Source organism: Micromonospora sp. NPDC049523, from assembly GCF_040676775.1.
In the GTDB taxonomy this organism is placed as follows: Bacteria; Actinomycetota; Actinomycetes; order Mycobacteriales; family Micromonosporaceae; genus Micromonospora_G.
In genome coordinates this window covers 321,168-346,402 of the sequence record NZ_JBFAPP010000003.1, presented here as the reverse complement: position 1 = coordinate 346,402, position 25,235 = coordinate 321,168, and the positions used below count along the sequence as shown (strand labels likewise).

Genomic DNA, 25,235 nt, shown 5'->3' with positions numbered 1-25,235 from the left:
TCGCGGGTAGCACCTGGAATGAGTCGGATCGATATGCTGCGTGGATGGCGATCCCTCTGTGGAACTTCGTCGGCCGCGCGGCTGAGATCGACCGACTGACCGCCGCCGCGACCAGTTCACGCGGTCGCGGCCTCATTTTCAGTGGTGACGCCGGGATCGGCAAGAGCAGACTCCTGCGGGAGGCCGTCAAACGGCTGCCACCGGACCGGTTCGCAGTCTGGCACGCGTCCGGGAACGTCGCCACCGGTGGGCTGCCGTTCGGCGGCCTGGCCCAGGTGCTGCCGGCCGACCAACCGGTCGGCCTCTCCGCCGCGGGCGTGCTGCGCTGGGCGCTCGACGCGCTGCACCAGCAGGCCGCCGGCCGGACCATCGTGCTCGCCATCGACGACGCCCATCTGCTCGACCAGTCCTCGGCCGCGCTGGTCTACCTGATCGCACACGCCGAGAACGCCAAGGTGCTCTGCACCGTACGCAGCGGCGAGGAGATCCCGCTGTCGATCCGGGCACTGTGGAGGGACGACCTGGTCGAGCACTCGGAGCTGAGCCCGATGGGCCTGCCCGAGGCGCACAAGCTGCTCAACGAGATGCTCGGCGGCCAACTCGACGGCATCTCCGCCGACCGGCTGTACAAGTACTCCCAGGGCAACGCGCTCATGCTGCGCGAGTTGGTGATCGCCTCGATGACCAGCAACGAGCTGGTACAGAGCGAGTTCGGCACCTGGACCTGGACCCGGAGCGGCCCGGTGGAGCTGGCCCCCAGCCTGGAGGAGCTGATCGACACCCGGATCGGGCAGCTCAGTCCGGGCGTACGCCAGGTGCTCGAACTGGTCGCCCTGGGCGAGCCGATCGGGCTGCGACTGTTGCAGACCGCCACCGACGAGTTGGACGTGGAGACGGCCCAGGAACGCGGTCTGATCCGCGAGTTCCGCGACGACCGCCGCACCAACGTACAGCTCGCCCACCCGCTCTACGGCGACCTGGTCCGCAAGCGGTGCCCGGCGACCAGGGCCCGGCGGTTGAAGGCCGAACTCGCCGATCTGCTCCAGACCACCGGCAACAGACGCCGCGACGACGTGCTGCGGCTGGCGGTGTTGCGGCTGGACTCCGGCACCGCACAGGATCCGGTCCTGCTGCTGGATGCGGCGGTGCAGGCGTTCGGCCGGTTCGACGTACCGCTCGCCGCCCGGCTGGCGCGGGCGGCGCTGGACACCGGCGGCGGGTTCGACGCCGCCGAACTGCTCGCCACCATCCTGATGTTCACCGACCAGCCGGAGAAGGCGATCACGGTCCTCGACGGCATCGATGACCAGGTCGACTCCGACGAGCGGCGTGGCCGTTACCTGACCGTACGCGGGATGGTGACCTACTGGGGGCTCAGTCAGCAGTCGACGGTGAAGGAGATCTCGGCCGCGGCGGAGCAGCTCACCGACCCGCCGGCCCGCGCCCGGGTACGCGCCTTCGAGGCGATCATGCGTCTGCACCAGCTCGACTTCACGGAGGCGCTGCGGCTGAGCCGGGCGGTGCTGGACCGGCCGGCGGCCAGCCTCGCCGCCCGCGGGCTGGCCCGGTGCACGATCGCGCACCTACAGGCGGCCCGCGGCGAGCTGCTGCACAGCGGCCGGGCGATCGCCGGGGTGGAGGCGGAAGCGGCGCTGTGGCGCACCGACATGCCGTACCTGCAACTCGCCCTGGAACTGGCCCGCGGCACCCGCCTCGCCCTCGCCGGTGACCTGCGCGGCATCGACGCGATCGTGGCCGCCGAGTTCGCCGACCTGGCGGTGGCCGGGGACTTCCGGCTCGGTTCCGGCTACCTGTCGATCCTGCGCGCCCAGGCAGCCCGGCTACGCGGCAAGACCGCGGATGCGTCGCGTACCAGCACGGACGCTTGCGCGATGCTCGCCACCAGCAGGGTGTTCGCCGGCCTGGCGCACGCCGAACGGGCGCACGCGGCGGCGCTGCGCGGCGACACCGCCCAGGCCACCGACGCGATGGCCGCCTCCGACCAGACGCACTCGCCCGGCATGGCGATCCTCTACCCGTGGCGGGAGCAGGCGCGGGCGGCCGTACTGGCGGCGACCGGCAATCTCGACGGTGCCGCCGAGCACCTCGTCAAGCTGGTGGGAGACCTTCGCAAGGACAAGCTCACCGGGCACGAGGTACTGGCCCTGTACGACCTGGTCCGGCTGGACCGCGCCGACATGGAGGTCGGTCGGGCCACCCGGGAGGGGCGTCGGCAGAGTGTGGCGAACCGGCTCACCGAGCTGACCGAGGTGGTGGAGGGCGTGCTGCCACCGCTGCTGGCCCGGCACGGCCGGGCGGTGGCCGCCCGGTCCGGCGAGGAACTGCTGGCGGTGGCGAGCTGCTTCGACGAGTTGGAACTGACGCTCTACGCCGCCGAGGCGACGGCGATGGCGGTGGCCCGACTCCGCGAGGCCAAGTCGCCCCGGGCGCACGAGGCAAACGTACGGCTGGGCGCGTTGCTGGAGCGCTGCGACACCGTACGCAGCCCGGCGCTGACCGCGGAGCAGCCGGCCCTGACCGACCGGGAGCGCCAGATCGCCCGGATGGCCGCCGGTGGCGTACCGAGCCGCAACATCGCGGAGCAGCTCTACATCTCCACCCGCACGGTGGAGAACCATCTCCAGCGGGTCTACACCAAGCTCGGCGTGACCGGGCGCGGGGAACTCTGGCCGGCGCTGCGGGCGCTGCCGGACCACGACGGCAAGACCACTGGGTGAACGCCTGTGGACATGCCGTCCCGGCCGAACGGAGGCGCGCTTAGGCTAGACGGGTGAGCAGTCCTCATTCCTCGTTGTTGACCGACCACTACGAGCTGACCATGGTCAGTGCCGCCCTCAAGGACGGCACCGCCGACCGCCAGTGCGTCTTCGAGGTGTTCACCCGCCGGCTGCCCACCGGCCGGCGTTACGGCGTGGTCGCCGGCACGGCCCGTCTGGTCGAGCTGATCCGTGAGTTCCGCTTCGACTCCGCCGAGGTGGACTGGCTGCGCGAGGCCGGGGTGGTGGACGAGCAGACCGCCGCCTGGCTGTCGCGGTTCCGCTTCACCGGCGACATCGAGGGGTACGCCGAGGGCGAGCTGTTCTTCCCCGGCTCGCCGATCCTGACCGTCTCCGGCACCTTCGCCGAGTGCGTGATGTTGGAGACGCTGGCCCTGTCGGTGCTCAACCACGACTGTGCGATCGCCGCCGCCGCGGCGAGGATGGTGACCGCCGCCCGCGGCCGTACGGTGATCGAGATGGGCTCCCGCCGGGCGCACGAGGAGGCCGCGGTCGCCGCCGCCCGGTCGGCGTACCTGGCCGGATTCGGCTTCACCTCGAACCTGGCGGCGGGGCAGCGCTACGGCATCCCGACGGCGGGTACCGCCGCGCACGCGTTCACGCTGCTGCACGACGACGAGGCGACCGCGTTCGCCTCGCAGGTGGCGGCGCAGGGCAAGGGTACGACGCTGCTGGTCGACACGTACGACATCGCCCAGGGCATCCGGAACGCGATCGCGGTCGCCGGGCCGGACCTGCGGGCGATCCGGATCGACTCGGGTGACCTGTCGGTGCTGGCGCACCACTCCCGGGAGTTGCTCGACTCGCTCGGCGCCACCGAAACGAAAATCATCGTCTCCGGCGACCTGGACGAGTACGCGATCGCCGCGCTCGCCGCCGAACCGGTCGACATGTACGGCGCCGGTACCGCGGTGGTCACCGGCTCCGGCGCCCCCACCGCCGGGCTGGTCTACAAGCTGGTCGAGGTCGACGGGCGCCCGGTGGTGAAGCGGTCGGAGAACAAGGCGACCGTCGGCGGGCGCAAGGTGGCGATCCGCCGGCACAAGCCGACCGGTACGGCGACCGAGGAGATCGTGGTCTCCCAGGGGGTGCCCGACCACCGGCCCAACGACCGGCTGCTGCAGCGCAGTTTCGTGGTCGCGGGCGAGCCGGTGGAGCTGCCCGGCCTGGTCGAGTCCCGCGAGCACCTGCGGCAGTGCCTCATCTCGATCCCCTGGGAGGGGCTGAAGCTCTCCGCCGGGGACCCGACCATCCCGGTCACCGTGGTGCCGACGAGCTGACCTGCGAGACGATCCGAAAGGCGTTACCCAGATGAGCAGAGCACTGATCATCGTCGACGTGCAGAAGGACTTCTGCGAGGGCGGCTCGCTCCCGGTCGGCGGTGGCGCCGAGATCGCGGCGAGCATCTCCGCGCTGCTGGAAACCGAACCTGAGCGGTGGCAGCACGTGGTGGCGACGAAGGACTACCACGTCGACCCCGGCGCGCACTTCGGTGAGCCGGCGGACTACGTGGACTCCTGGCCGGAGCACTGCGTGGCCGGGACACCGGGTGCGGATTTCCACCCGAACCTGCGTACGGACCCGATCGAGGCGGTGTTCCGCAAGGGGGAACGGTCCGCGGCGTACTCCGGGTTCGAGGGGTTGTCGGACGGCGGCCAGGCACTGGCCGAGTGGTTGCGCGAGCGCGAGGTCGACACGGTGGACGTGGTCGGTATCGCCACCGACCACTGCGTACGGGCGACCGCGCTGGACGCCGCCCGGGAGGGCTTCGCCACCACCGTGCTGCTCGACCTGACCGCCGGGGTGGCCCGCCTGACCACCGACCAGACGGTCACCGAGCTGGACGAGGCGGGGATCACACTCCTGGGTGAACCGGTGATCCAGGGGCGCTGAGCCGGGCCGGGCGGCAAAACCCGCTGGCGGTGGTGTCCCACCCCTGGGCCAAGATGGTCCGGGAGGTACGGACCGTGTTGGATTTGAAGCCTTACCGGAAAACGCTCGCGCTGCCTGGGCTCCGGCCGCTGCTGCTCGTGTCGATCCTGGCCAGGGTGCCGATGGCGGCCTCCGCCGTGGTGCTGACCCTGCACGTGGTCGGAATGGGGTACGGCTACGCCGCAGCCGGTGCCGTCGGTGGTGTGATGACCGTCGGCTCGGCCCTCGGCGCACCCCTGCTGGGCCGGTTGGTCGACCGGCGCGGCCTGCGTCCGGTGCTGCTGCTGACCACGCTCGCCTCGGCGGTGTTCTGGCTCACCGCCCCGCACCTGTCGTATCCGGTCCTGCTCGGCTCGGTGCTGTTCGGCGGTCTGCTGACGCTGCCGGTCTTCTCCGTGGTCCGGCAGTCGATCGCCGCGCTGGTCCCGCCGGAGCGGCGCCGGCAGGCGTACGCGCTGGACTCGATGTCGGTCGAGGTGTCCTTCATGACCGGGCCGGCGCTGGCCGTGCTGCTGGCCACCACCGTCTCGCCCGAGGTCACCATGTTCGCGATCGGTGCCGGCATGGCCCTGTCCGGGGTGATCCTGTTCGTGCTCAACCCGCCGACCAGGACCGCCGCGGAGGCGACCGATCCCGGCCGGCCGGTGGCGCGGCGGGAGTGGCTCACCCCTCGGCTGATCGGGCTGCTCGCCATCAGCGTGGCCGGCACGCTGGTGCTCGGGGGCACCGACGTCTCGGTGGTGGCGGTGCTGCGCGAGCACGACCAGGTCGGGTGGACCGGCGCGGTGCTGTCGATGTGGGCGGCGTACTCGCTGGTCGGCGGCTTCGCGTACGGCGCGCTGTCCCGCCCGGTCTCGCCGCTGCTGCTGACCGTACTGCTCGGTCTGGCGACCATCCCGGTCGGACTCGGCGGCGGCCGGTGGTGGCTGCTGAGCCTCGCGCTGCTGCCCGCCGGTGCGCTCTGCGCGCCGACCCTGGCGGCCACCGCCGACGCGGTCAGCCGGCTCGTCCCGGCCAGTGTGCGCGGCGAGGCGATGGGCCTGCACGGCTCCGCCATCACCGTCGGCGTGGCCCTCGGCGCCCCGCTGGCCGGCGCCGTGATCGACGCGTCGTCCCCCGCCTGGGGCTTCGCCGCCACCGGCCTCCTAGGCGCCCTGATCGCCCTCCTATCCCTCCCCCTAACCCCCCACCACCCCCACCCCAACCCCGCCGACCCGTCGTTGATCATGAAGTTAACGCACTCTGAGCGCGAGAAATCCGCGCTAACTTCATGATCAACGAGTGAAGGGGCGGTTGGGGGATGCGGAAAGGCGCCGCCCCGAAGGGGCGGCGCCTTTGCGTGGGTTGCAGGGTCAGGGGCGGTCGCGGTCGGAGGCGACGTCCTCCTGGTAGCTGGCGCCGCCGTCGGACTCGCTGGTCAGGGGCTTGGCACCGCCCTCGGGCGGGCCGGCCAGCGAGTGGCCGGCGGCCAGTTCCGGGAACTTGAGGTCGAAGGCCGGGCGCTCGGAGCGGATGCGGGGCATCCGGTCGAAGTTACGCAGCGGCGGCGGCGAGCTGGTCGCCCACTCAAGCGAGTTGCCGTGACCCCACGGGTCGTCGACCTCGACCACCGGACCGGTCTTGTACGACTTCCAGACGTTGTAGATGAACGGCAACGTGGAAATACCGGTGATGAACGCGCCGATCGTGGAGATCGTGTTCAGCGTGGTGAAGCCGTCGGTGGGCAGGTAGTCGGCGTACCGCCGGGGCATGCCCTCGGCGCCGAGCCAGTGCTGCACCAGGAAGGTGGTGTGGAAGCCGACCATGGTGAGCCAGAAGTGCACCTTGGCCAGGCGCTCGTCCAGCATCCGGCCGAACATCTTCGGGAACCAGAAGTAGATGCCGGCGAAGACGGCGAACACGATGGTGCCGAAGAGTACGTAGTGGAAGTGCGCCACCACGAAGTACGTATCGGAGACGTGGAAGTCGACCGGCGGGCTGGCCAGCAGTACGCCGGAGAGGCCACCGAAGAGGAACGTGACCAGGAAGCCGACCGCCCAGAGCATGGGCGCCTCGAAGCTGATCTGGCCTCGCCACATGGTGCCGATCCAGTTGAAGAACTTCATGCCGGTCGGTACGGCGATCAGGAAGCTCAGGAACGAGAAGAACGGCAGCAGCACCTGGCCGGTGGCGAACATGTGGTGCGCCCAGACGCTCATCGACAGCGCGGCGATACCGATCATCGCGCCGACCATGCCCTTGTAGCCGAACATCGGCTTGCGGGAGAAGACCGGGATGACCTCGCTGATGATGCCGAAGAACGGCAGCGCGACGATGTAGACCTCGGGATGGCCGAAGAACCAGAAGAGATGCTGCCAGAGCATCGGTCCACCGGTGGCCGCGTCGAAGACGTGCGCACCCAGGATCCGGTCCGCGGCGAGCGCGAACAGGGCCGCCGCGAGCAGCGGGAAGACCATGATCACCAGCAGGCTGGTGACCAGGATGGCCCAGGTGAAGATCGACATCCGGAACATCGTCATGCCGGGCGCACGCAGCGTGAGGATCGTAGTGATCATGTTCACGCCACCGAGGATGGTGCCCAGGCCGGAGATGGCCAGGCCGACGATCCACAGGTTGGCGCCGACACCCGGCGAGTTCTCCACACTGCTCAGCGGCGCGTACGCGAACCAGCCGAAGTCGGCGGCGCCACCGGGGCTGACGAAGCCGCCGAGCGCCATCGTCCCGCCGAACAGGTAGAGCCAGTACGCGAAGCTGTTCAGCCGGGGAAAGGAGACGTCAGGGGCGCCGATCTGCAACGGCACCACGTAGTTCGCGAACGCGAACACGATCGGCGTCGCGAAGAACAGCAGCATGATCGTGCCGTGCATGGTGAACAGCTGGTTGTACTGCTCGGCCGAGAGGAACTGCAGTCCCGGCCGGGCCAGCTCGGCACGCATGAGCAGCGCCATCAGGCCGCCGATCATGAAGAACGCGAAAGCCGTGATCATGTACATGATCCCGATCTGCTTCGCGTCCGTCGTACGCAGCAGCCGCGCGATGGCCGAACCCTTTACCGGCTGGCGGACCGGCCAGGGCCGGGTCACGATCGGCTTCGGTGCGACGGTGGTCACGAGTGGCCTCCGGTTCTCGTTGGTCCCACTGCGCCCACAGATCTGATCCGCACGCGCTGTTGATTCTCTGTTGGCCGTATCTCGGAGGCGAGAATAGTCCCCAGCAGCGGCGGCTCCGGCGCCGGGTGGCCGGACGCGCCGTCGGGGGCGGTCCACCGGCTTCCGCCGCGGCGGCGGCGTCGCGGTGCGCGGTTACGCGGGGTCGAGTAGTAACCGGTAGTGCTCGGCGAAGATCCGGGCGCCGCGTCCGCGCAACAACGGATCGCGCAGCGGTGGCGGCACGTCGCGGGTGCGGTCCCGGTCGCGGGTCCGGTCCAGCACCCATTTTGTACGGGGGCGACGACGACTCTCGTACCGCGCCAGGGCCTCGGTGACGGTTTCCGCCCCGACCAGTGCCCTGGCCAGCACCAGGGCGTCCTCCAGCGCCATCGCGGCACCCTGGGCCAGGGTCGGGGCGGTGGCGTGTGCGGCATCACCGACCAGCACCACCCGCCCACGCGACCAGCGTCCCAACTCGACCTCGTCGCTCGTACCGACCCGCACGGAACGGATCGCGTCGAGTACGGCCGGCACCGGGCCGCCGTACTCGGCGAAGCGTTCCCGTAGTCGGGCGATCGGGTCGTCCGGCAGGTCGGCACAGGTTTCGTCGGCGTAGCAGTGCAGCCGGCCGGCGCCCATCGGCACCACCACGAAGGCGGAGTGCTGGCCGAGCAACGCGGTCCAGTCGGTGACCCTGGGTCCACCCGTGACCACGCTGCGGTAGACGATCTGGCCGACCTGCCGGGCCGGACCGCCCAGGGCGGCAAGCGAACGCACCGTGGACTGCCGGCCGTCGGCACCGATCACCAGGTCGTACTCGCCCTGCCGGCCGTCGTCGAAGGTGACCGCGACGGCCTCGCGGGTCAGCTCCAGTGTGTTGATCCCGGTGGCGTACCGGACCTCGCCGCCGGCCGCGGTGAGCAGCACCTGGTGCAGTTCGGCACGGGGCAGCGCCCGGCACTCCCCCACCCCGGCCCAGAGCAGACCGAGGTCCACCTCACACAGCCGGCGCCCCCGTACGTCGAGGAAACGCTGCCGGCCGATCACCTGGCCCAGTGGTCGGACCGGGCTGTCCAGGCCCAGGTCACGCAGGGCGCGGGCGGCATTGCCCTGAAGGTAGATGCCGCCCGCGATCGCCATCGGCGCGGATTGCCACTCGGTGACCTCCGGCCGGAAACCGGCGAGCCGGAGGGCGCGGGCAGTCGCCAGACCGGCGATGCCCCCACCGACGATCAGGATGCGCAGGGTGGAACCGAGCATGTTGGTGACGCCTCCGGGAGGGGACTCGGCACGCGTTGAAGCCAAGACGCTACTCCGTGCGATCGCTCACCGATAGCACCGCGCGGGGTGGCGCCCTGGCCCTCCCGTTTTCGATTATCAGCGCTGTACGCGGGCTCCGGCACCCCTCATCAGCGCCTCGACCTCCTTACGGCTAGCCATCGAGGTGTCACCGGGGGTGGTCATCGCAAGGGCGCCGTGAGCGGCTCCGTACTCGACGGCGAGGGCCAGGTCACCGTGTTCCATCAGCCCGTACACCAGGCCGGAGGCGAAGCTGTCGCCGCCGCCGACCCGGTCCAGGATCTCCAGCCCCGGCCGGTGGGTCGCCTCGACGAATCCGGAGTCGGCCGACCAGGCGACCGCACCCCAGTCGTTGACCGTGGCGCTGTGTACGGTGCGCAGCGTGGTGGCGACGACCCGGAAGTTGTCGTACTCCTTGGTCACCGCCTCGATCATCCGGCGGAAGTTCGCCGCGTCCAGGTCGGCGAGGGACTCGTCGGTGCCGGGCACCTCGAAACCGAGCGAGGCGGTGAAGTCCTCCTCGTTGCCAATCATCACGTCGACGTAGCGGGCCAGCCGGCGGTTGACCTCCTGCGCCCGCGCCTGCCCGCCGACCGCCTGCCAGAGGCTCGGCCGGTAGTTGAGGTCGTACGAGATGACCGTGCCGTGCCGGCGCGCGGCGGACATCGCCGCCTCGATGGTCTCCGGGGTGGTCTCGGAGAGGGCGGCGTAGATGCCGCCGGTGTGCAGCCAGCGCACGCCCAGCGTGCCGAAGAGGTGGTCCCAGTCGACGTCGTCGGCGCGGAGCTGACTGGCGGCGGTGTGCCCCCGGTCCGAGGTGCCGACCGCGCCCCGTACGCCGAAGCCCCGCTCGGTGAAGTTGAGTCCGTTGCGGACGGTGCGCCCGATCCCGTCGTACGGCAGCCACTTGATCAGCGAGGTGTCCACGCCACCGGTCAGGACCAGGTCCTCCAGCAGGCGGCCCACCTCGTTGTCGGCGAACGCGGTGACCACCGCGGTCCGTTTCCCGAAGCAGCGCCGCAGCCCGCGGGCGACGTTGTACTCCCCGCCGCCCTCGAAGGCCCGGAAGCCGCGGGCGGTACGCACCCGACCCTCACCCGGGTCGAGCCGGAGCATGATCTCCCCGAGCGACACCAGGTCGTAGCGGCACTGGTCGGCGGGACGAAGCTCGATGACGGTCACACCTGACTCCCGGTGGCTGCTTGGGCGGCGGTTACGGCGGCGGCGGTCAGCCGGGTGACCTCGTCCCACTTGCCGGCGGCGAGCAGGGCCGGGGCGACCATCCAGGTGCCGCCGACCGCGAGTACCGCCGGGTGGGCGAGGTAGTCGGGCAGGTTGGTGGTGTTGACCCCGCCGGTCGGGATGAACCGGACCGAGCGGAACGGCGCGGCCAGCGCCTTGATCATGTTGAGCCCGCCGAGTTGCTCGGCCGGGAAGAACTTGACCGTGTCCAGCCCGGCGTCGAGGGCCATCTGGATCTCGGTCGCGGTGGCGGCGCCAGGGAAGACCGGTACGCCGAGTTCCTGGCAGTGCTTCACCACCGCGGACCCGAAACCGGGGCTGACCACGAACCGGGCGCCCGCCTGCACCGCCCGGTCGACCTGCGCGGGTGTGAGTACGGTGCCGGCGCCGACCAGCAGGTCCGGCCGCTCGGACATGAGCGCGATGGCCTCGGCGGCGGCGTCGGTGCGGAAGGTCACCTCGACGGTGTGCAGGCCGCCGGCGGTCAGTGCGGCAGCGAGCGGGACCGCCGCGGCCGCGTCTTCGAGCACCACCACGGGCAGGATCCGCCCCGCCGCGATGGCCGACGGCACCGAGTGCCGTCCCTCGCCGGCCCCGGCGGCCGATGGAGCCGCAGCCGATGTCGAATCCGATGATTGTTCAGGATGATGAACGCTAGTCACATACGTGACCCTACTGCGGCCGTACCGGCTGTCAAGCGGGCTAGAGTGACCGACATGACGAGCACCGCCGACGCGACCAGGGGCGAGGCCTTCCAGCCGGTGAAGTCCGCCGGGCGGACCCTGGACGTGCTGGAGGCGCTGGCCGACGGCGCCGGTCCCCGCTCCCTGGGCGAACTGGCCCGCGCGCTGGCGATCCCGAAGAGCAGCCTGCACGGCATCCTGCGCACGATGATCCAGCGCGGTTGGGTCGAGGCGGACCCCACCGGCACCCGGTTCGGGCTGGGCGTACGCGCCCTGCAGGTGGGCGCGGCCTACCTGGAGACGGACACGGTGACCGGGCTGCTCAGCGGGGTGCTCGACCAGCTCGCCACACAGTTCGGCGAGACGGTCCACCTCGGCCGGCTCGACGGTCCGCACGTGGTCTACCTGGCCAAGCGAGAGTCGGTGCACCCGCTGCGGCTCTACAGCGCGATCGGCCGCCACCTGCCGGCACACGCCACCGCGCTGGGCAAGGTGCTGCTCGCCGAGCGCCCCGACGAGGCGGTCGACCGGCTGCTGCACTGGCCGCTGACCGCGCTCACCGCGCGGACCATCACCGACCCCGGCGCGCTGCACGAGGAGTTGGCGACCATCCGGTCCCGCGGTTACGCGATGGACCGCGAGGAGAACACCGAGGGCATCGTCTGCTTCGCGATGGCCGTACCGCTGCAGGCCCCGGCCACCGACGCGATCAGCCTCTCCGTCCCGGCCAGCCGCCTCGACGACACCAGCGAGGCGCGGATCGTCGCCGCCCTCGGCACCACCCTGGCCCAGATCCGAGCCGCGCGCCCGCTCCTACCCGCCCTCTGAACCCCGACCCTACAGGGGTACGGCGTTCAGGTCGCGGAACACCCACGAGGGCGCGGGGCGTACGGGGTCAGGGTCGCAGGTTGCGCTTCACTTTGACGCATGTAAATGTATTGCGTAGCGGTGGGAGCGCTCCCGGCTCTGCCACCAGGGAACATCCCGCCGCCAACCAACACTCTGCCACCAGAAACCGCTCCGGCACACCCGCACCAGCCATCGTCTCCACGGCCACCCACCGTCCTAGGAGAACCCCATGAAAACCGTCCGCGCCATCGCGGCGGCCGGCCTGCTCGTCGCGGGCTCGCTCGTCGCCATCGTGGCCGCCGGCCCCGCCCAGGCCGACACCCAGATCTGCGAGCAATACGGCACCACCACGATCCAGGGCCGCTACGTGGTCCAGAACAACCGCTGGGGCACCACCGCCCAGCAGTGCATCAACGTCACCTCGACCGGCTTCTCGGTGCTCAGCCAGCAGGGCTCCGCGCCGACCAACGGTGCGCCGGTGTCGTACCCGTCGGTGTATCTCGGGTGCCACTACGGCAACTGCTCACCGGGCAGCAACCTGCCGCTCCAGGTCAGCCGGATCAGCAGCGCCACCAGCAGCATCAACTACACGTACGTCGGCGGCGCGACCTACAACGCGTCGTACGACATCTGGCTCGATCCGGCGCCGAAGACGACCGGTGTGAACCAGATGGAGATCATGATCTGGTTCAACCGGCAGGGCTCGATCCAGCCGATCGGGTCGCGTACCGGCAGTGCGACCGTCGGCGGGCGCAGCTGGGAGGTGTGGACCGGCAACAACGGCGGCAACAACGTGATCTCGTACCTCGCGCCGTCGGCGATCACCAGTTGGAACTTCAGCGTGCTCGACTTCGTCAACGACGTACGCAACCGGGGCGCGATCACCAACTCCTGGTACCTGACCAGCATCCAGGCCGGCTTCGAGCCGTGGCAGGGCGGCGCCGGGCTCGGCGTCACCTCGTTCGCCGCCGCGGTCAACAGCGGCACCCCGCCGACCACGCCACCCACCAACCCGCCGACCACACCGCCCACCGGCGGACCGCCCACCACGCCGCCGACGAACCCGGGCACCGGTGCCTGCCGCGTCGGCTACACCTCGAACTCCTGGCAGAACGGCTTCACCGCCGACGTCAGCATCACCAACACCGGATCCAGCCCGGTCAACGGCTGGACGCTGGCCTACAGCCTGCCGTCCGGGCAGCAGGTGACCAGCGCGTGGAACGCCACGGTGACCCAGAGCGGGTCAGCGGTGACCGCCCGGAACATCGGGTGGAACGGCACCATCGCCCCCGGCGCCACGGTCACCTTCGGGCACCAGGGCACGCACAGCGGCGGCTACACCTCGCCGACCGCTTTCACCCTGAACGGCACCGCCTGCACCCGAGGCTGAGCCACCACCGGGGCTGAGCTTCACGCCACCCCTGGTCGTCCGGGACGCGGCCCACCGGACCCGGACGACCAGGGGCTCAGAAATCGCGCCGTACGGGTGCCGCACCGCCGGGCGAGCCGTAGCCGGCCCAGCCCTGCGGCGCCATCGCCTGCACGGGCTGCTGCGGGCGGGAAGGTGCCGCCGCGGCACCGCCACCCTTGGGGGGCAACGGCGCACCGAGGGCGAGTGCCCCGTACGGGTATCCGGCGTCGGCGAAGACCAACCGGCTCAGGTCCTGCCCCGGCAGGTCGGCCGGCAGATCGCGCGGTTCGCCCGGCGGCAGCACGGGTGCGAGCGCCTGGAACACGGCCCGTACGCGGTCACCCCGGTAGTCGGCCGGCGAGTACGTCGCCCGCAGCAGCGCGCCACCGTACGACAGCGGCACGACCTCGGCGAACGCACCGGTTTCCCGCAGCGCGGCGACACCACCGAGGCGGGCGACCAGTTCCTCCGGGCAGAGCGTCACCCACTCGTAGCCGCGCAGGTAACCGCGGCTGGACTGGGCCGACTCCTCGACCGGCCGGGCGAGCACCGAGTCGAGCAGGGTGGCCGGCGCCACCGTGCCGGCGTTGATGACGATCTCGCCGTACGACGGGTTGGCCACGTCGCCGACCCGCCTGGTCAGCTCGACCAGTGCCGGGAGCACCTGCGCGAGGCGTCCTGGACGGCCCTCGAAGCCCACCGACACCTGCAACTTGAGGTGCCGCTGGTGCGCGAACCGGAAAACGTAGAGTTCGAGTTCGGAGGCGACGGCCGCCGGGTCGACGTCGGCCCAGTGCGCCGAGAGCTGGTAGAGCCCCTCGGTCAGCCCGTCCACCCAGCGCTGTGGCCGGCGACGGCGGGCCCGCCCGTCCGGGTTCTGCTCGTACGCGCTCAGCGACAGCCACGGTTCGGGCGCCCCCGCCGGTTGTACGAACGGCAGCAGCAGCCGGCAGGCCTCGTCGTACCAGTGCTCCAGCAGCGCGAGGCTGCGGGACGGATCGTCGCCACAGTCCAGATAGAGCAGACAGGTGGCAAAATCGGGTTCCGACTCGCTGTAGTGCCCCCACATCGGCGGCACTGCGCCGCCGCGGTTCACCTCATTGTTCGTCATTGCGCCTCCCCATGGCTCCACCCCAGGTCCCTATATCTCCACACACCCGCTGCGCCCGACCTTTTTCCCTCGGATGCAGGGCGGGTCGAGTGGTTCGGTCACGTGGGTGAGGCCACTTTGCCCTAGATCGGCGAGAAAATCCACGGGCAACGCGCAGCGGCACCACACATACTGACCGTTAGTCACGGAATTGACAGTGCGGGCGTCCAGATCGGTAATACACCAGGTCAGGGCAGCAAGACAACATTGCTCAATGAGCCCCGCCACAACACTCTGAGTAACCGCGGTGGTCGATCGGGCCGTCACCGGAGGCAGCCGGCGCGGCCGGCGCCCCGGAACCGGTTACGACAAACGAACTCCTCACGCAGAGGTGCACACCACTCACGATCCGAATTGGACGAGCGCGCGTACCCATCCCACCAATCGGTAAGGAAGGACCCTTCTTATCGCTTTTTCGTATAGGAAGGGGACCTTCCTAAGGCTCGATCGAGCGCTCAGGCTCGTTCCACCACCACGGTGGTGGATTTGATCACGGCGACCGCGGTGGACCCCACGTCCAGGCCGAGTTCGTCGACCGCCTCGCGGCTCATCAGCGACACCACCCGGAATGGTCCGGCCTGGATGTCGACCTGCGCCATCACCGAATCCCGGCTGACCGCGGTCACGATGCCACGCAACCGGTTGCGCGCCGAGGAGCGGCCGGTGCCACCGTCGGGAGTCTCGGCGAGCGACCGGGCGAAGCCGGCGAGATCCGTACCGGCGATGCTGCGGTGGCCGTGCTCGTCCCTGGTCGCGGTGAGCCGGCCGGCGTCCACCCAGCGCCGTACCGTGTCCACGCTGACCCCGAGCAGCTCGGCCGCCTCGCCCATCCGATACGTCGCCACCCGACCACCCTAGAGCCGTACCCACGCCGGCATCGAACGGATCCGGGCTCCGGGGCGGATGCCCAGGAGCCCGGATCGGTTGTCGGTGGATCAGACGTGCCGGTGGATCAGACGGTGAAGGAGAGCCGCGTACGGCGGCGGATCACCATCAGTGCCACCGCTCCGGCACCGATCAGCAGCAGCGCGACGGTGAGCAGCGTGCCCACCGAGGCACCGGTGACCGGCAGGCCACCCGCCACGTAGCGGAAGGGCAGGCCGTTGGAGCTGCCCAGCTCGGTGGTCACGCTTACGGTGGTGTTCCCGCTCGCGCAGGGCGGGGTCACGAAGGTCAGCGACAGGCCGTCGGGGCTGACCGTGACCGCGGTGGCCGGGATGGACCGCCCGCAGATGTTCACGATGGTCGCGCCCGGTACGAGTCCACTGCCGTCGACCGTGACGGTCGTGCCGCCACCGGTCGGGCCCTGGTCCGGGTCGAGGTCGCTGATGGTGGGCGCGGCCAGCACGTAGGTGAAGCCGTCCGGCGCGGTGGCGTCCGGTCCCTCCAGGAGTACGACCACGTCGACCGGTCCGACCGGTCCGACCGGCGTGGTGACGGTCAGCGAGGTGCCCGCGCCGTTCACCACCAGGTTGGTGCCGAGGTTGCCGCCGAAGGTCACCCCGGTGGCGCCGGTGAAGCCGGTACCGGTGATCGTCACGCTGGTGCCGCCCGAGGTCGGGCCCGTGTCGGGTACGACGTCGGTGATCGTCGGTGCGACGAAGGTGAACACCGGCGCGAGCGCCGTACCGGCCGGGAAGACCAGGTTCACCACGGCCGGGCCCGCCGCGTTGCTCGGGGTCACCACGGTGATCTCGGTCGCCGCCGGGTTCACGGTGAAGCCGGTGCCGGGAATCCCGTCGAAGGTCACTCCGGTGACGCCCTCGAAGCCGCTGCCGACGATGGTGACGGTGGTGCCACCCGCGGTGGGGCCGAAGGTCGGGGCCAGGCTGGTGATGACCGCGTCGCTGCCGTCGGCGATGTACGTGTACGCCAGCGAGTCGGAGTCGCCGCTGGAGGTGCTGACCACAACTGACGCCGGGCCGACCTCACCGGCCGGGGTGGTGGCGGTCAGCGAGGTGCCGGCCGGGGCGACGACGACGTTGGTGGCCGGTACGCCGTCGAAGGTGACGGTCGTGCCACCGGGGATGAAGTTGGTGCCGGTGATGGTCACCTGCTGTCCGCCGGACTGCGGTCCGGAGTTGGGGACGATCGTCGCGGCGGTCGGTGCCGCCGCGGGCAACGCACGCTCGCAGGTGGCCTCGGTCAGGATCACGCTGCCCACGTTGATGTTGATCGGCACCACCACCGTGCCGGTGAGCGTGACCGCGGCGATCACGCCGCTGGCGGTGGCCCCGCCCGCGGTGACCGTCTCGACGCGGGTCAACGAGATGTTGAGCGCCGCGTCGGCCACGCCGGCGACGGTGACGGGAGCACTCCTGGTGGTCGCCGGGGCGTTGGCGACCAGGACGACCGGTGCGCCGAACACCCGCAGGTTGTTCACCACGGTGGCAGCGGTTTGCGTGCCGATGGCCGGGCAGGTCACATCCGCGGAGATCTCGTCGGCGGAGATCGCACTGATGCCGAGGACGCCGATCGAGAGCCCCTGGATCGTGCTCGACGCCAGGGAGATACCGGGAGCGCGGGTGGCGCTGACGTCCACCGTGCCGCCGAACACCACGCCGACCGCGCCGGGTACGACGATCGGGACCGCGGTTTCGCTGTCCGTACCGAAGCCGGCCGGTGCGGTCGCCGTACCGATCGTGTCGTTCGCGCTGATCACCGTAACGCCGAGCACCTCGGCGTCGAGGTCGGTCACGAGGCCCCGGGCGCTCGCGTCGCCCGCCGCCGCGAGAGCCGGCGTCACCAGTCCGAGCGTTGCCGCACCGGTGAGCGCCAGGGCCAACACTGCCGTTGATGTGTTCCGCCAGAAAGGACGCACCATTCGCCTCGTCTCAAGATCAAGCCAGACTCTTCCCGACTGCCGGGAAGGACTACTGGAACCCGATCCATGTAACGAAGCCACTTAGAGGGCGGTTACGACGAAAACGGACTGATCGTACCGCAAGCGTCCAGATCTAGCAAACTATCCGATTTTTTGGAGGCCGTACCCGGCTCGGGTTCAGCCGGAGAGGCCGTCGATCCGGCGCAGTTCGTCGTCGCTCAGCGAGAAGCCGAACACGTCGAAGTTGGCCCTGATCCGGTCCGGCGTGACCGACTTGGGGATCACCACCACCCCGTGGTCGATGTGCCAACGGAGCACCACCTGGCTCGTCGTGACGCCGTGCGCCCTGGCTATCTCGACCAGCACCGGATCGTGCAGGTCGGTGCTCTTGAACGGGCTGTACCCCTCCAGCGCCACCCCGCGCTGCCGGTTCTCGGCCTCCCGCGCCGGGTCGTACAGCGACGGGCCCCAACGGATCTGGTTCACCGCGGGCGCCACCGAGGTCGCCTGGATCAGCACGTCGAGCTGGGTGGTGCTGTAGTTGCTCACGCCGACGGCCCGGGCCAGCCCCTCGTTGCGTACGGCGACGAACTCCCGCCAGGTGTCGAGCCCACCACCGCGCTGCGGCGGCCAGTGGATCAACCACAGGTCGACGTGGTCGGTGCCGAGGGCGGCCAGGCTCGCGGCCAGCGTCCGCCGCTCGTGTCCGGCGTGCTCGGGCGGGAGTTTGGTGGTGAGGAAGACCTCCTCGCGCGGCACCCCGCTGTCCCGCAGCGCCCGACCCACCTCGTCCTCGTTGCCGTACGCGGTGGCGGTGTCGATGTGCCGGTATCCAGCCTCCAGCGCGACCAGTACCGCCTCGTAACAGGCCCGACCGGTGGCCTGCCAGGTGCCGAAGCCGACCAGCGGCATGGCCACCTCGCCCGGCAGGGCGACCGTCGGTTGGTCCACAGATGAGGTCATAGTGATCTCCTACCCGCAGCAGCCGGGACCATGCACGGGGTCGCCCGACCAGGGGGACAATACCGGTGGCGGTGACCACCCGGACGGCAACGGACGGCTGCGTACCCCCGGTCAGCCGCCCGGCGTACAGTTTCTGATCTTCGGACCGTGTCCCGTCGCGGACGTCGTCCGGAGCCGCCCGCCGCACGGACCACCCGAGGAGACCGGTGTACCTGACCCACCTGGAGTGCCCGCGCTGCGGCGACACCGCCGAGGCCGACCAGCCGCAGAACCTCTGCTCCTGCGGCTCCCCGCTGCTCGCCCGGTACGACCTGGACGCGGTGGCCGCCGCGGTCAAGCCGGCGGAGTTCGCCGACCGTCCGGCCGACCTGTGGCGCTACCGTGAACTGCTCCCGGTGGCCGACCCGGCGTACGTGACCACGCTCGGCGAGGGCTGGACGCCGATGGTGGCCGCTCCCCGCTACGGCGCCGGGATCGGCCTTCCCGGACTGTTGATCAAGGACGAGGGACTGATCCCGACCGGTTCCTTCAAGGCACGCGGCGCGGCCGTCGGGATCTCCCGGGCCAAGGAGCTCGGGATCCGCCGGGTGGCGATGCCGACCAACGGCAACGCGGGCGCCGCCTGGGCCACGTACGCCGCCCGTGCCGGCATCGGCGCGACGATCGCGATGCCGGTCGCCGCACCGACCATCACCCGCCGGGAGTGCATCGCCGCCGGAGCGGACCTGCACCTGATCGACGGCTTGATCAACGACGCCGGGCGCTACATCGCCGGTTTGATCGCCGCGTCGGCGGACTCGGCGCAGGGCCCGATCTTCGACGCCAGCACGCTCAAGGAGCCGTACCGGCTCGAGGGCAAGAAGACCATGGGGTACGAGATCGTCGAGCAACTCGGCTGGCAGGTCCCGGACGTGATCCTCTACCCGACCGGGGGCGGGGTCGGGCTGATCGGCATCCACAAGGCGCTGCACGAGATGCGGCAGCTCGGCTGGATCGGCGACCGCTTCCCCCGGCTGGTGGCGGTCCAGTCGACCGGCTGCGCCCCGATCGTGCGCGCCTTCGGTTCCGGTGCCCGGCGGGCCGAGCCGTGGGTCGACGCCCAGACGGTGGCGTTCGGCATCACCGTACCGGCGCCGCTCGGCGACGAGCTGATCCTGGACGCGCTGCGGGACACCGCGGGCACCGCGATCGCCGTACGGGACGAGGACATCCTGGCCGACCTGCGTGAGTTCGGTGCCCGTGAGGGGCTGCTGCTCTGTCCCGAGGGCGCGGCCTGCCTGACCGCGGCGAAGCAGCTGCGGGCCGGTGGCTGGATCCGGGCCGACGAGCGGGTGGTGGTGCTCAACACCGGCGCCGGCCTGAAGTACCCGGAGACGATCGACGCCGACAACCTCCCGGTGCTGCCACGCCCATAAGTGCTTGAAACCACCCGAGGCGCGCCTGATCAGCGCAGAATCACGGTAAGCATCTGATCGGTCCCGATTATGGGACAGACCACGCGTACCGCTTGCCTCGGGAGGATCCGCGATGACGCCGCGACCGCAGTCCGAACCCACCGCCAAGTCTCGGCAACTCGCCGCCGCCGAGGTCGATCCGCTGACCGGGTACCTGACCACCGACCAGGGGATCCGGGTATCGGACACGGACAACTCGCTGCGTGCGGGCGCGCGCGGGCCGAGCCTGCTGGAAGACTTCCACCTGCGCGAGAAGATCATGCGCTTCGACCACGAGCGGATCCCGGAACGGGTGGTCCACGCGCGCGGGTCGGGGGCGCACGGTTACTTCCAGGTGTACGAGTCGCTGGCCGACCGTACCGCCGCCACCTTCCTGCACGACCCGTCGGTGCGTACCCCGGTGTTCGTGCGGTTCTCGACCGTGCAGGGATCCAGGGGTTCGGCGGACACCCCACGCGACGTACGCGGCTTCGCCACGAAGTTCTACACCGAACAGGGCAACTTCGACCTGGTCGGCAACAACATGCCGGTCTTCTTCATCCAGGACGGGATCAAGTTCCCGGACCTGGTGCACGCGCTCAAGCCGGAGCCGCAGCACGAGATGCCGCAGGCCGCCTCGGCGCACGACACGTTCTGGGACTTCGTGTCGCTGCAACCGGAGACGATGCACCACGTCATCTGGTTGATGTCCGACCGGGCGCTACCGCGCAGCTTCCGCACGATGCAGGGCTTCGGCGTACACACGTTCCGGCTGGTCGACGCGAGCGGCCGGTCGACGTTCGTGAAGTTCCACTGGACCCCGGTGCTCGGCACCCACTCGCTGGTCTGGGACGAGGCACAGAAGATCGCCGGCAAGGACCCGGACTTCAACCGCCGGGACCTGTGGGAGGCGATCGACGCCGGCCACTTCCCGGAGTACGAGCTCGGCATGCAGTTCATCCCGGAGGACCAGGAGTTCGGCTTCGACGACATCGACCTGCTCGACGCGACGAAGATCATTCCGGAGGAGGTGGTGCCGGTGACCCCGGTCGGGCGGATGGTGCTCGACCGCAACCCGGAGAACTTCTTCGCCGAGACCGAGCAGGTGGCGTTCTGCATCGGCAACGTGGTCCCGGGCATCGACTTCACCAACGACCCGCTGTTGCAGGCCCGGCTCTTCTCCTACCTCGACACCCAGCTCACCCGGCTCGGCGGCCCGAACTTCGCCCAGATCCCGATCAACCAGCCGGTCGCGCCGGTCGCCAACCACCAGCAGGACGGCTTCCACCAGCAGACCATCCGGCGCGGTCCGGCCAACTACCACCCGCACTCGATCGGCGGCGACGGACCGGTGATCGCCGGGCCGGACGAGCAGCCGTACGTCACGTACCCCGAATCGGTGGACGGCCCGAAGGAACGGCGCCGCAGCGCCACCTTCGCCGACCACTACAGCCAGGCGACCCTGTTCTGGAACAGCATGTCGGACTGGGAACGGCAGCACATCGTGGCCGCGTACCGGTTCGAGCTGGGCAAGGTGACCCGGCTGCCGATCCGCGCGCTGATGGTGACGCACCTCAACCGGATCGACCACCAGTTGGCCACCGCGGTCGCGGCCGGGATCGGGGTGCCCGCACCGGAGCCCGAGGGCGAGAACCACGGCCGCCGCTCCCCCGCGCTGAGCCAGGCCGACACGGCCCGGGAGACGATCCTCGGCCGGAAGATCGCGGTCCTGGTCACCGACGGGGTGGACCGGGAGAGCGTCACCGTGCTGGAGCAGGCGCTGACCCAGCTCGGTGCCACCGTGGAACTGCTCGCACCGGTCGACGGGAACGTCACCACCGCCGACGGCGTCGACCTGCCGGTCACCCGGGCGATCACCACCGTCGCCTCGGTCCTCTACGACGCGGTGGTGCTGCCGGCCGGTGAGGACGCCGCGCTGGCGCTGACCGGGGACGGGTACGCGGTGCACTTCGTCGCCGAGGCGTACAAGCACGCGAAGCCGATCGGCGTACTCGGCGGCGGACTGGCGGTGTTCAACCAGGCCGGGCTGACCGCACCCGTACCGGACCGCAGCGGCGTCGGCCGGGCAGCCGGCGTGATCGTGCAGTCGGCGACCGGCCCGGCAAGCGACGACTTCGTAGCCGCCTTCGTCGAAGACATAGCCCACCACCGCCACTTCGACCGCCCCCTGGACGTCGTCCCCGCCTAACCAACGCGCCCCCGCAGAAAACGCGCTTTTGTAGAGAATGAGTGGCTATTCCTTCGGGGGTAGCCACTCATTCTCTACAACAGGGCACCTCACCCCCGGAGGACGGGGTGGTCTTCGGTGAGTTGCCAGGCGGCGTTGATGAGGCCTACGTGGGAGAGGGCTTGGGGGGTGTTGCCGAGGTGTTGGCCGCTGGCCGGGTCGATCTGCTCGGCGAAGAGTCCCAGGTCGTTGCTCCGGGCCAGGGTACGTTCGAACAGCGCCTCGGCCCGTTCCCGCTCGCCGGCCAGCACCAGGCACTCGACCAGCCAGAACGTGCAGAGGACGAACGCGGCCGGGTCACCCGACCAGCGCCGGATCAGCCCGTCGCTGCCCAGCCGGCTCTCGATCGCCTCGATCGTCGACCGCATCCGGGGATCGGTCGCCGGCAGGAAGTTCGCCAACGGCATGATCAGCGCGGAGGCGTCCAGTTCGTCGGTGCCGATCACCCCGACGTACGCGCCGAGGCGCTCGTTCCAGCCGTCGACGAGCACCATGTCCCGGATCTCGTCCCGGACCCTCGCCCAGCCGTCGACCCGCGACCGGGCGTCCGCGCCGAGCTTGGGCGCGAGTTGCACCGCCCGGTCCAGCGCCACCCAGGCCATCACCTTCGACGACAGGTACTGCCGCTCGGCACCCCGCTCCTCCCACATGCCGCAGTCCGGTGCCCGCCAGGTGCCGACCACCTCCTCGGCGAGGCCGATCAGCATCGCCCGCAGTTCGTCGTCGAAGTCGCCGAGCTGGTCGTCGAGCCGCTTGGTGGCGGCGAAGATCTCACCCGGTACGTCGAGCTGGCGCTGCCCCCAGGCGTCGTTGCCGACCCGGACCGGACGGCTGCTCGCGTACCCGCGCAGGTGTGCCAACGAGTGCTCGGTCAGGTCCCGCTCACCCTCCACGCCGTACATGATCTGCACCGGTCCGGGGCCGATCCGGCCGGCGGAACGGGCCGCCCAGGCGAACAGGCGGGACGTCTCGTCCGGGCAGGCGGCCACCCAGAGCGCGTGCATGGTGAACGCGAAGTCGCGCAGCCAGGCGTACCGGTAGTCGTAGTTCCGGCTGCCGCCGGGGTCTTCCGGTAGCGAGGTCGTGGCGGCGGCGACCAGGGTGCCGCTGGGCACGTACGTCAGTCCCTGCAACACCAGTGCGCTGCGCCGGACCTGGTCGGCGTACCGGCCGTCGTAGCTGTGCACCGCGTCGAGCGACCGCCACGACCGTACGGTGTCGGCGACGGTGGCCCGTCGAGCTGGGTCGCCCGGCGGCACCGGGGCGTAGGCCTGCGTGTACGCCAGGTCGAACGAGATCACCCGACCCGCGTCGACGTCGAACTCGGCGGTGGCGTGGCCCCGCTCGCAGTGCACCGGCACCGGGGCGCTCATGGTCAGGGTCGCCGGCCCCGCCGCCGCCACCACCCGGTCCCCCTGGTGGTGCACGTACGGCGCCAGCAGCCCGTACTCGGGTCGGGGTACGAACTCGGTGCGCATCCGTACGCTGCCGGTCAGCCCTTCGACGACCCGGAGCAGGACCGCTGGCGAGCGGTGCCCGAGGTCGTGCCCACGTGCCCCCGGTTCGAGGGCGAGCGCGTCGGTGACCGCCACGCTCCCGCTGTCGGTGTGGTGCACCGTACGCAGTACCAGCGTGCCGGCCAGGTACTCCCGCTCGGTCCGGTACCCCGACCGGTTCCGGTCGACCGGCGTCAGCAACCAGTACCCGGCGTCCGGGTCGAGCAGCCGACCGAAGACGGAAGGGCTGTCGAACCGGGCCGGACACCACCAGTCGACCGAGCCGCCGCGCCCGACCAGCGCGGCCGACCGACAGTCGGAGAGGAAGCCGTAGTCGGAGATCGGGGCGTCGGTGTGCGGTGGCTCGGACACCGCCCCCGGATACCCCGATCCCCGCCACTCACCGCGCGACGATCATCGGTTTCAGGAGGTCGGTGGTTCGTCCTTGCCGGCTTCCTCGGCCGCGTCGGCCTCCTTCTTCGTCCGGTGCACCGCCTTGTCGGCGTGCTCCGGCGGACCGTAGACGGTGTAGAGCACCAGGGGGTTGGGGCCGGTGTTCACGAAGTTGTGCTTCGTCCCGGCCGGCACCACCACCAGGTCGCCCTGGGCCACCTTCCTGGTCCTGCCGGCCACCCGGGCCTCGCCGGTGCCGCTGACAAAGGTGAGGATCTGGTCGGTGTCCTCGTGGACCTCCTCGCCGATCTCACCGCCCTTCGGGATGGTCATGATGACGAGTTGGGTGTGCTCGCCGGTCCAGAGCACCTGACGGAAGTCAGGACTCTGCTCGGCGACGGTCGCGATAGTGAAATGCTCCATGACCGCCTCCTTACCCGGATGGGCACCGGATGACGCGCGCCAATCGGTGCCGGGATGGAGGTTTGCCGCCCGCGAGGGTGGGAACGTCAATATCTGACCGGCGCTACGGAGAACTTTCCGGACCGGTCGAGCCAGGTCCCCGCTGGCGTACCGCCGAAGGGCTGCGGTGGTGGGAGACGGCCAGAGCGCGGCGACGCCCGACGGGGTCGGGCGGCGCCGCGCGCTCGTGTACCCACCCGTTGCCCGCCCCACACCTCTCGCCCGTCCCGGACACCAGTGGTCCCCGGGACGTGGCATGTCCCGGGGACCACTGCCGGGGGTGTCAGGAAAGCACAGCGAGGTGGAACGCGCGGTCGGCCGGGACACCGGCGGAGGTCCAGGTCTGGACGAAGACTCCGTTGGCGACCCCGCTCCGACCGACGACGGCGATCTCGCCGGGGGGCGAGGTGCCGACGCTGCCGGTGAGGCCGATGGTGCCGACGTAGGCCGAGCCGGTGACGTCGTGGCTGAACACGACCTGGTACTGACCGACGGCGAGACGGGCAGCGGAGACCACACCGAAGCCGCGTACGACGGCACCGGTTCCGCCGTTGATCACGGCGAAGAAGGTCTGGGCGGTCGGCGGCAGCCCGGCGGTGGTCGCCGGAACAAACTCGGCGCCCGCTCCGCCCGCTCCGGCCGCTTCGGCGGCACTGGCGGACGGCTGAGCGGTGGACTTGCTCTTGCTGGTGGCGGACTCGGACATGGTGATGCTCCTTGCTGGAGCAGGCTGGACGGCAGCCTGCGGGGATGGGAGGAAATGGAACAGATCCATTGATCTATGGGAAAACACCGAGATTCCCACCTGATCAATGCCATTTACCCCCTCAAGGCTAGGCGTGACTACCGCCAGTGACCAGGTCGTACACCTGTACAATCAAGGACAGACACCATTGAATACGA

General features: G+C 70.4%; 19 protein-coding genes. 8 read left to right on the top strand and 11 right to left on the bottom strand.

Features of this window, described 5'->3' with window-relative positions:
* Positions 1-44: 44 nt before the first annotated feature.
* From AB0J90_RS06170 to AB0J90_RS06155, 4 genes are read left to right on the top strand one after another with little or no spacing between them, the layout of a single operon-like run.
* Entirely contained in the window at positions 45-2,738 is a 2,694-nt protein-coding gene (locus AB0J90_RS06170; protein WP_363592705.1) for a LuxR C-terminal-related transcriptional regulator, read from the top strand.
* Positions 2,739-2,791: 53 nt separating this feature from the next.
* Entirely contained in the window at positions 2,792-4,078 is a 1,287-nt protein-coding gene (locus AB0J90_RS06165) for a nicotinate phosphoribosyltransferase (RefSeq protein WP_363592703.1), read from the top strand.
* Positions 4,079-4,109: 31 nt separating this feature from the next.
* Complete coding sequence (locus AB0J90_RS06160; RefSeq protein ID WP_363592701.1) at positions 4,110-4,691, top strand: isochorismatase family protein; 582 nt, start codon at positions 4,110-4,112, stop codon at positions 4,689-4,691.
* A gap of 53 nt (positions 4,692-4,744) precedes the next feature.
* Positions 4,745-6,004, top strand: coding sequence for an MFS transporter (locus tag AB0J90_RS06155; protein WP_363592957.1), 1,260 nt, complete (start codon positions 4,745-4,747; stop codon positions 6,002-6,004).
* Positions 6,005-6,082: 78 nt separating this feature from the next.
* Here AB0J90_RS06155 and ctaD read toward each other — a convergent pair whose 3' ends face one another.
* The 4 genes from ctaD to eda all read right to left on the bottom strand — a co-directional run bounded on the left by ctaD (position 6,083) and on the right by eda (position 10,992).
* On the bottom strand, positions 6,083-7,840 hold the full coding sequence (ctaD, locus tag AB0J90_RS06150) for a cytochrome c oxidase subunit I (RefSeq protein ID WP_363592699.1): 1,758 nt from the start codon (positions 7,838-7,840) through the stop codon (positions 6,083-6,085).
* Positions 7,841-8,032: 192 nt separating this feature from the next.
* Positions 8,033-9,139, bottom strand: a complete 1,107-nt coding sequence (locus AB0J90_RS06145; protein WP_363592955.1) for an FAD-dependent monooxygenase — start codon at positions 9,137-9,139, stop codon at positions 8,033-8,035.
* A gap of 117 nt (positions 9,140-9,256) precedes the next feature.
* Complete coding sequence (locus AB0J90_RS06140) at positions 9,257-10,360, bottom strand: sugar kinase (RefSeq protein WP_363592697.1); 1,104 nt, start codon at positions 10,358-10,360, stop codon at positions 9,257-9,259.
* A complete protein-coding gene (gene eda, locus AB0J90_RS06135) occupies positions 10,357-10,992 on the bottom strand; it encodes a bifunctional 4-hydroxy-2-oxoglutarate aldolase/2-dehydro-3-deoxy-phosphogluconate aldolase (RefSeq protein ID WP_363592696.1) in 636 nt (211 codons plus the stop codon). The genes AB0J90_RS06140 and eda overlap by 4 nt, the downstream gene beginning before the upstream one ends.
* 144 nt (positions 10,993-11,136) lie before the next feature.
* On the opposite strand from eda, the gene AB0J90_RS06130 reads away from it, so the two are divergent.
* Entirely contained in the window at positions 11,137-11,931 is a 795-nt protein-coding gene (locus AB0J90_RS06130) for an IclR family transcriptional regulator (protein WP_363592694.1), read from the top strand.
* Between the two features lie 250 nt (positions 11,932-12,181).
* Entirely contained in the window at positions 12,182-13,342 is a 1,161-nt protein-coding gene (locus AB0J90_RS06125; RefSeq protein ID WP_363592692.1) for a cellulose binding domain-containing protein, read from the top strand.
* Positions 13,343-13,418: 76 nt separating this feature from the next.
* Here the strand turns inward: AB0J90_RS06125 and AB0J90_RS06120 are convergent, their stop codons facing one another.
* The 4 genes from AB0J90_RS06120 to AB0J90_RS06105 form a co-directional block, all read right to left on the bottom strand.
* The gene (locus tag AB0J90_RS06120; RefSeq protein WP_363592690.1) at positions 13,419-14,474 is read right to left on the bottom strand and encodes a hypothetical protein; all 1,056 of its coding nucleotides are present in this window, start codon (positions 14,472-14,474) and stop codon (positions 13,419-13,421) included.
* Between the two features lie 494 nt (positions 14,475-14,968).
* A complete protein-coding gene (locus AB0J90_RS06115) occupies positions 14,969-15,358 on the bottom strand; it encodes a TOBE domain-containing protein (protein ID WP_363592688.1) in 390 nt (129 codons plus the stop codon).
* 107 nt (positions 15,359-15,465) lie between these two features.
* Positions 15,466-17,301 (bottom strand): IPT/TIG domain-containing protein, encoded by a 1,836-nt coding sequence (locus AB0J90_RS06110; protein WP_363592686.1) that lies wholly within the window; start codon positions 17,299-17,301, stop codon positions 15,466-15,468.
* A gap of 213 nt (positions 17,302-17,514) precedes the next feature.
* Positions 17,515-18,300, bottom strand: coding sequence for an aldo/keto reductase (locus tag AB0J90_RS06105; RefSeq protein WP_363592684.1), 786 nt, complete (start codon positions 18,298-18,300; stop codon positions 17,515-17,517).
* 206 nt (positions 18,301-18,506) lie between these two features.
* On the opposite strand from AB0J90_RS06105, the gene AB0J90_RS06100 reads away from it, so the two are divergent.
* Both AB0J90_RS06100 and AB0J90_RS06095 read left to right on the top strand, forming a co-directional pair.
* Entirely contained in the window at positions 18,507-19,715 is a 1,209-nt protein-coding gene (locus AB0J90_RS06100) for a threonine synthase (protein WP_363592683.1), read from the top strand.
* Between the two features lie 112 nt (positions 19,716-19,827).
* On the top strand, positions 19,828-21,942 hold the full coding sequence (locus tag AB0J90_RS06095) for a catalase (protein ID WP_363592681.1): 2,115 nt from the start codon (positions 19,828-19,830) through the stop codon (positions 21,940-21,942).
* Positions 21,943-22,031: 89 nt separating this feature from the next.
* Here AB0J90_RS06095 and AB0J90_RS06090 read toward each other — a convergent pair whose 3' ends face one another.
* The 3 genes from AB0J90_RS06090 to AB0J90_RS06080 form a co-directional block, all read right to left on the bottom strand.
* Positions 22,032-23,849 carry a glycoside hydrolase family 15 protein gene (locus tag AB0J90_RS06090; protein WP_363592679.1) on the bottom strand — a complete coding sequence of 606 codons (1,818 nt, stop codon included), beginning with the start codon at positions 23,847-23,849 and terminating at the stop codon, positions 22,032-22,034.
* Between the two features lie 51 nt (positions 23,850-23,900).
* On the bottom strand, positions 23,901-24,293 hold the full coding sequence (locus tag AB0J90_RS06085) for a cupin domain-containing protein (RefSeq protein ID WP_363592677.1): 393 nt from the start codon (positions 24,291-24,293) through the stop codon (positions 23,901-23,903).
* A gap of 322 nt (positions 24,294-24,615) precedes the next feature.
* Positions 24,616-25,038: a hypothetical protein gene (locus AB0J90_RS06080; RefSeq protein WP_363592675.1), complete on the bottom strand. Its 423-nt coding sequence runs from the start codon at positions 25,036-25,038 to the stop codon at positions 24,616-24,618.
* Positions 25,039-25,235 lie beyond the last annotated feature (197 nt).

Coding starts and splice junctions, on each gene's coding strand:
- AB0J90_RS06170 (WP_363592705.1), top strand. CDS start 45: ATGGCGATCCCTCTGTGGAACTTCGTCGGCCGCGCGGCTGAGATCGAC.
- AB0J90_RS06160 (WP_363592701.1), top strand. CDS start 4,110: ATGAGCAGAGCACTGATCATCGTCGACGTGCAGAAGGACTTCTGCGAG.
- AB0J90_RS06155 (WP_363592957.1), top strand. CDS start 4,745: ATGGTCCGGGAGGTACGGACCGTGTTGGATTTGAAGCCTTACCGGAAA.
- AB0J90_RS06145 (WP_363592955.1), bottom strand. CDS start 9,139: ATGCTCGGTTCCACCCTGCGCATCCTGATCGTCGGTGGGGGCATCGCC.
- AB0J90_RS06130 (WP_363592694.1), top strand. CDS start 11,137: ATGACGAGCACCGCCGACGCGACCAGGGGCGAGGCCTTCCAGCCGGTG.
- AB0J90_RS06125 (WP_363592692.1), top strand. CDS start 12,182: ATGAAAACCGTCCGCGCCATCGCGGCGGCCGGCCTGCTCGTCGCGGGC.
- AB0J90_RS06120 (WP_363592690.1), bottom strand. CDS start 14,474: ATGACGAACAATGAGGTGAACCGCGGCGGCGCAGTGCCGCCGATGTGG.
- AB0J90_RS06105 (WP_363592684.1), bottom strand. CDS start 18,300: ATGACCTCATCTGTGGACCAACCGACGGTCGCCCTGCCGGGCGAGGTG.
- AB0J90_RS06095 (WP_363592681.1), top strand. CDS start 19,828: ATGACGCCGCGACCGCAGTCCGAACCCACCGCCAAGTCTCGGCAACTC.
- AB0J90_RS06085 (WP_363592677.1), bottom strand. CDS start 24,293: ATGGAGCATTTCACTATCGCGACCGTCGCCGAGCAGAGTCCTGACTTC.
- AB0J90_RS06080 (WP_363592675.1), bottom strand. CDS start 25,038: ATGTCCGAGTCCGCCACCAGCAAGAGCAAGTCCACCGCTCAGCCGTCC.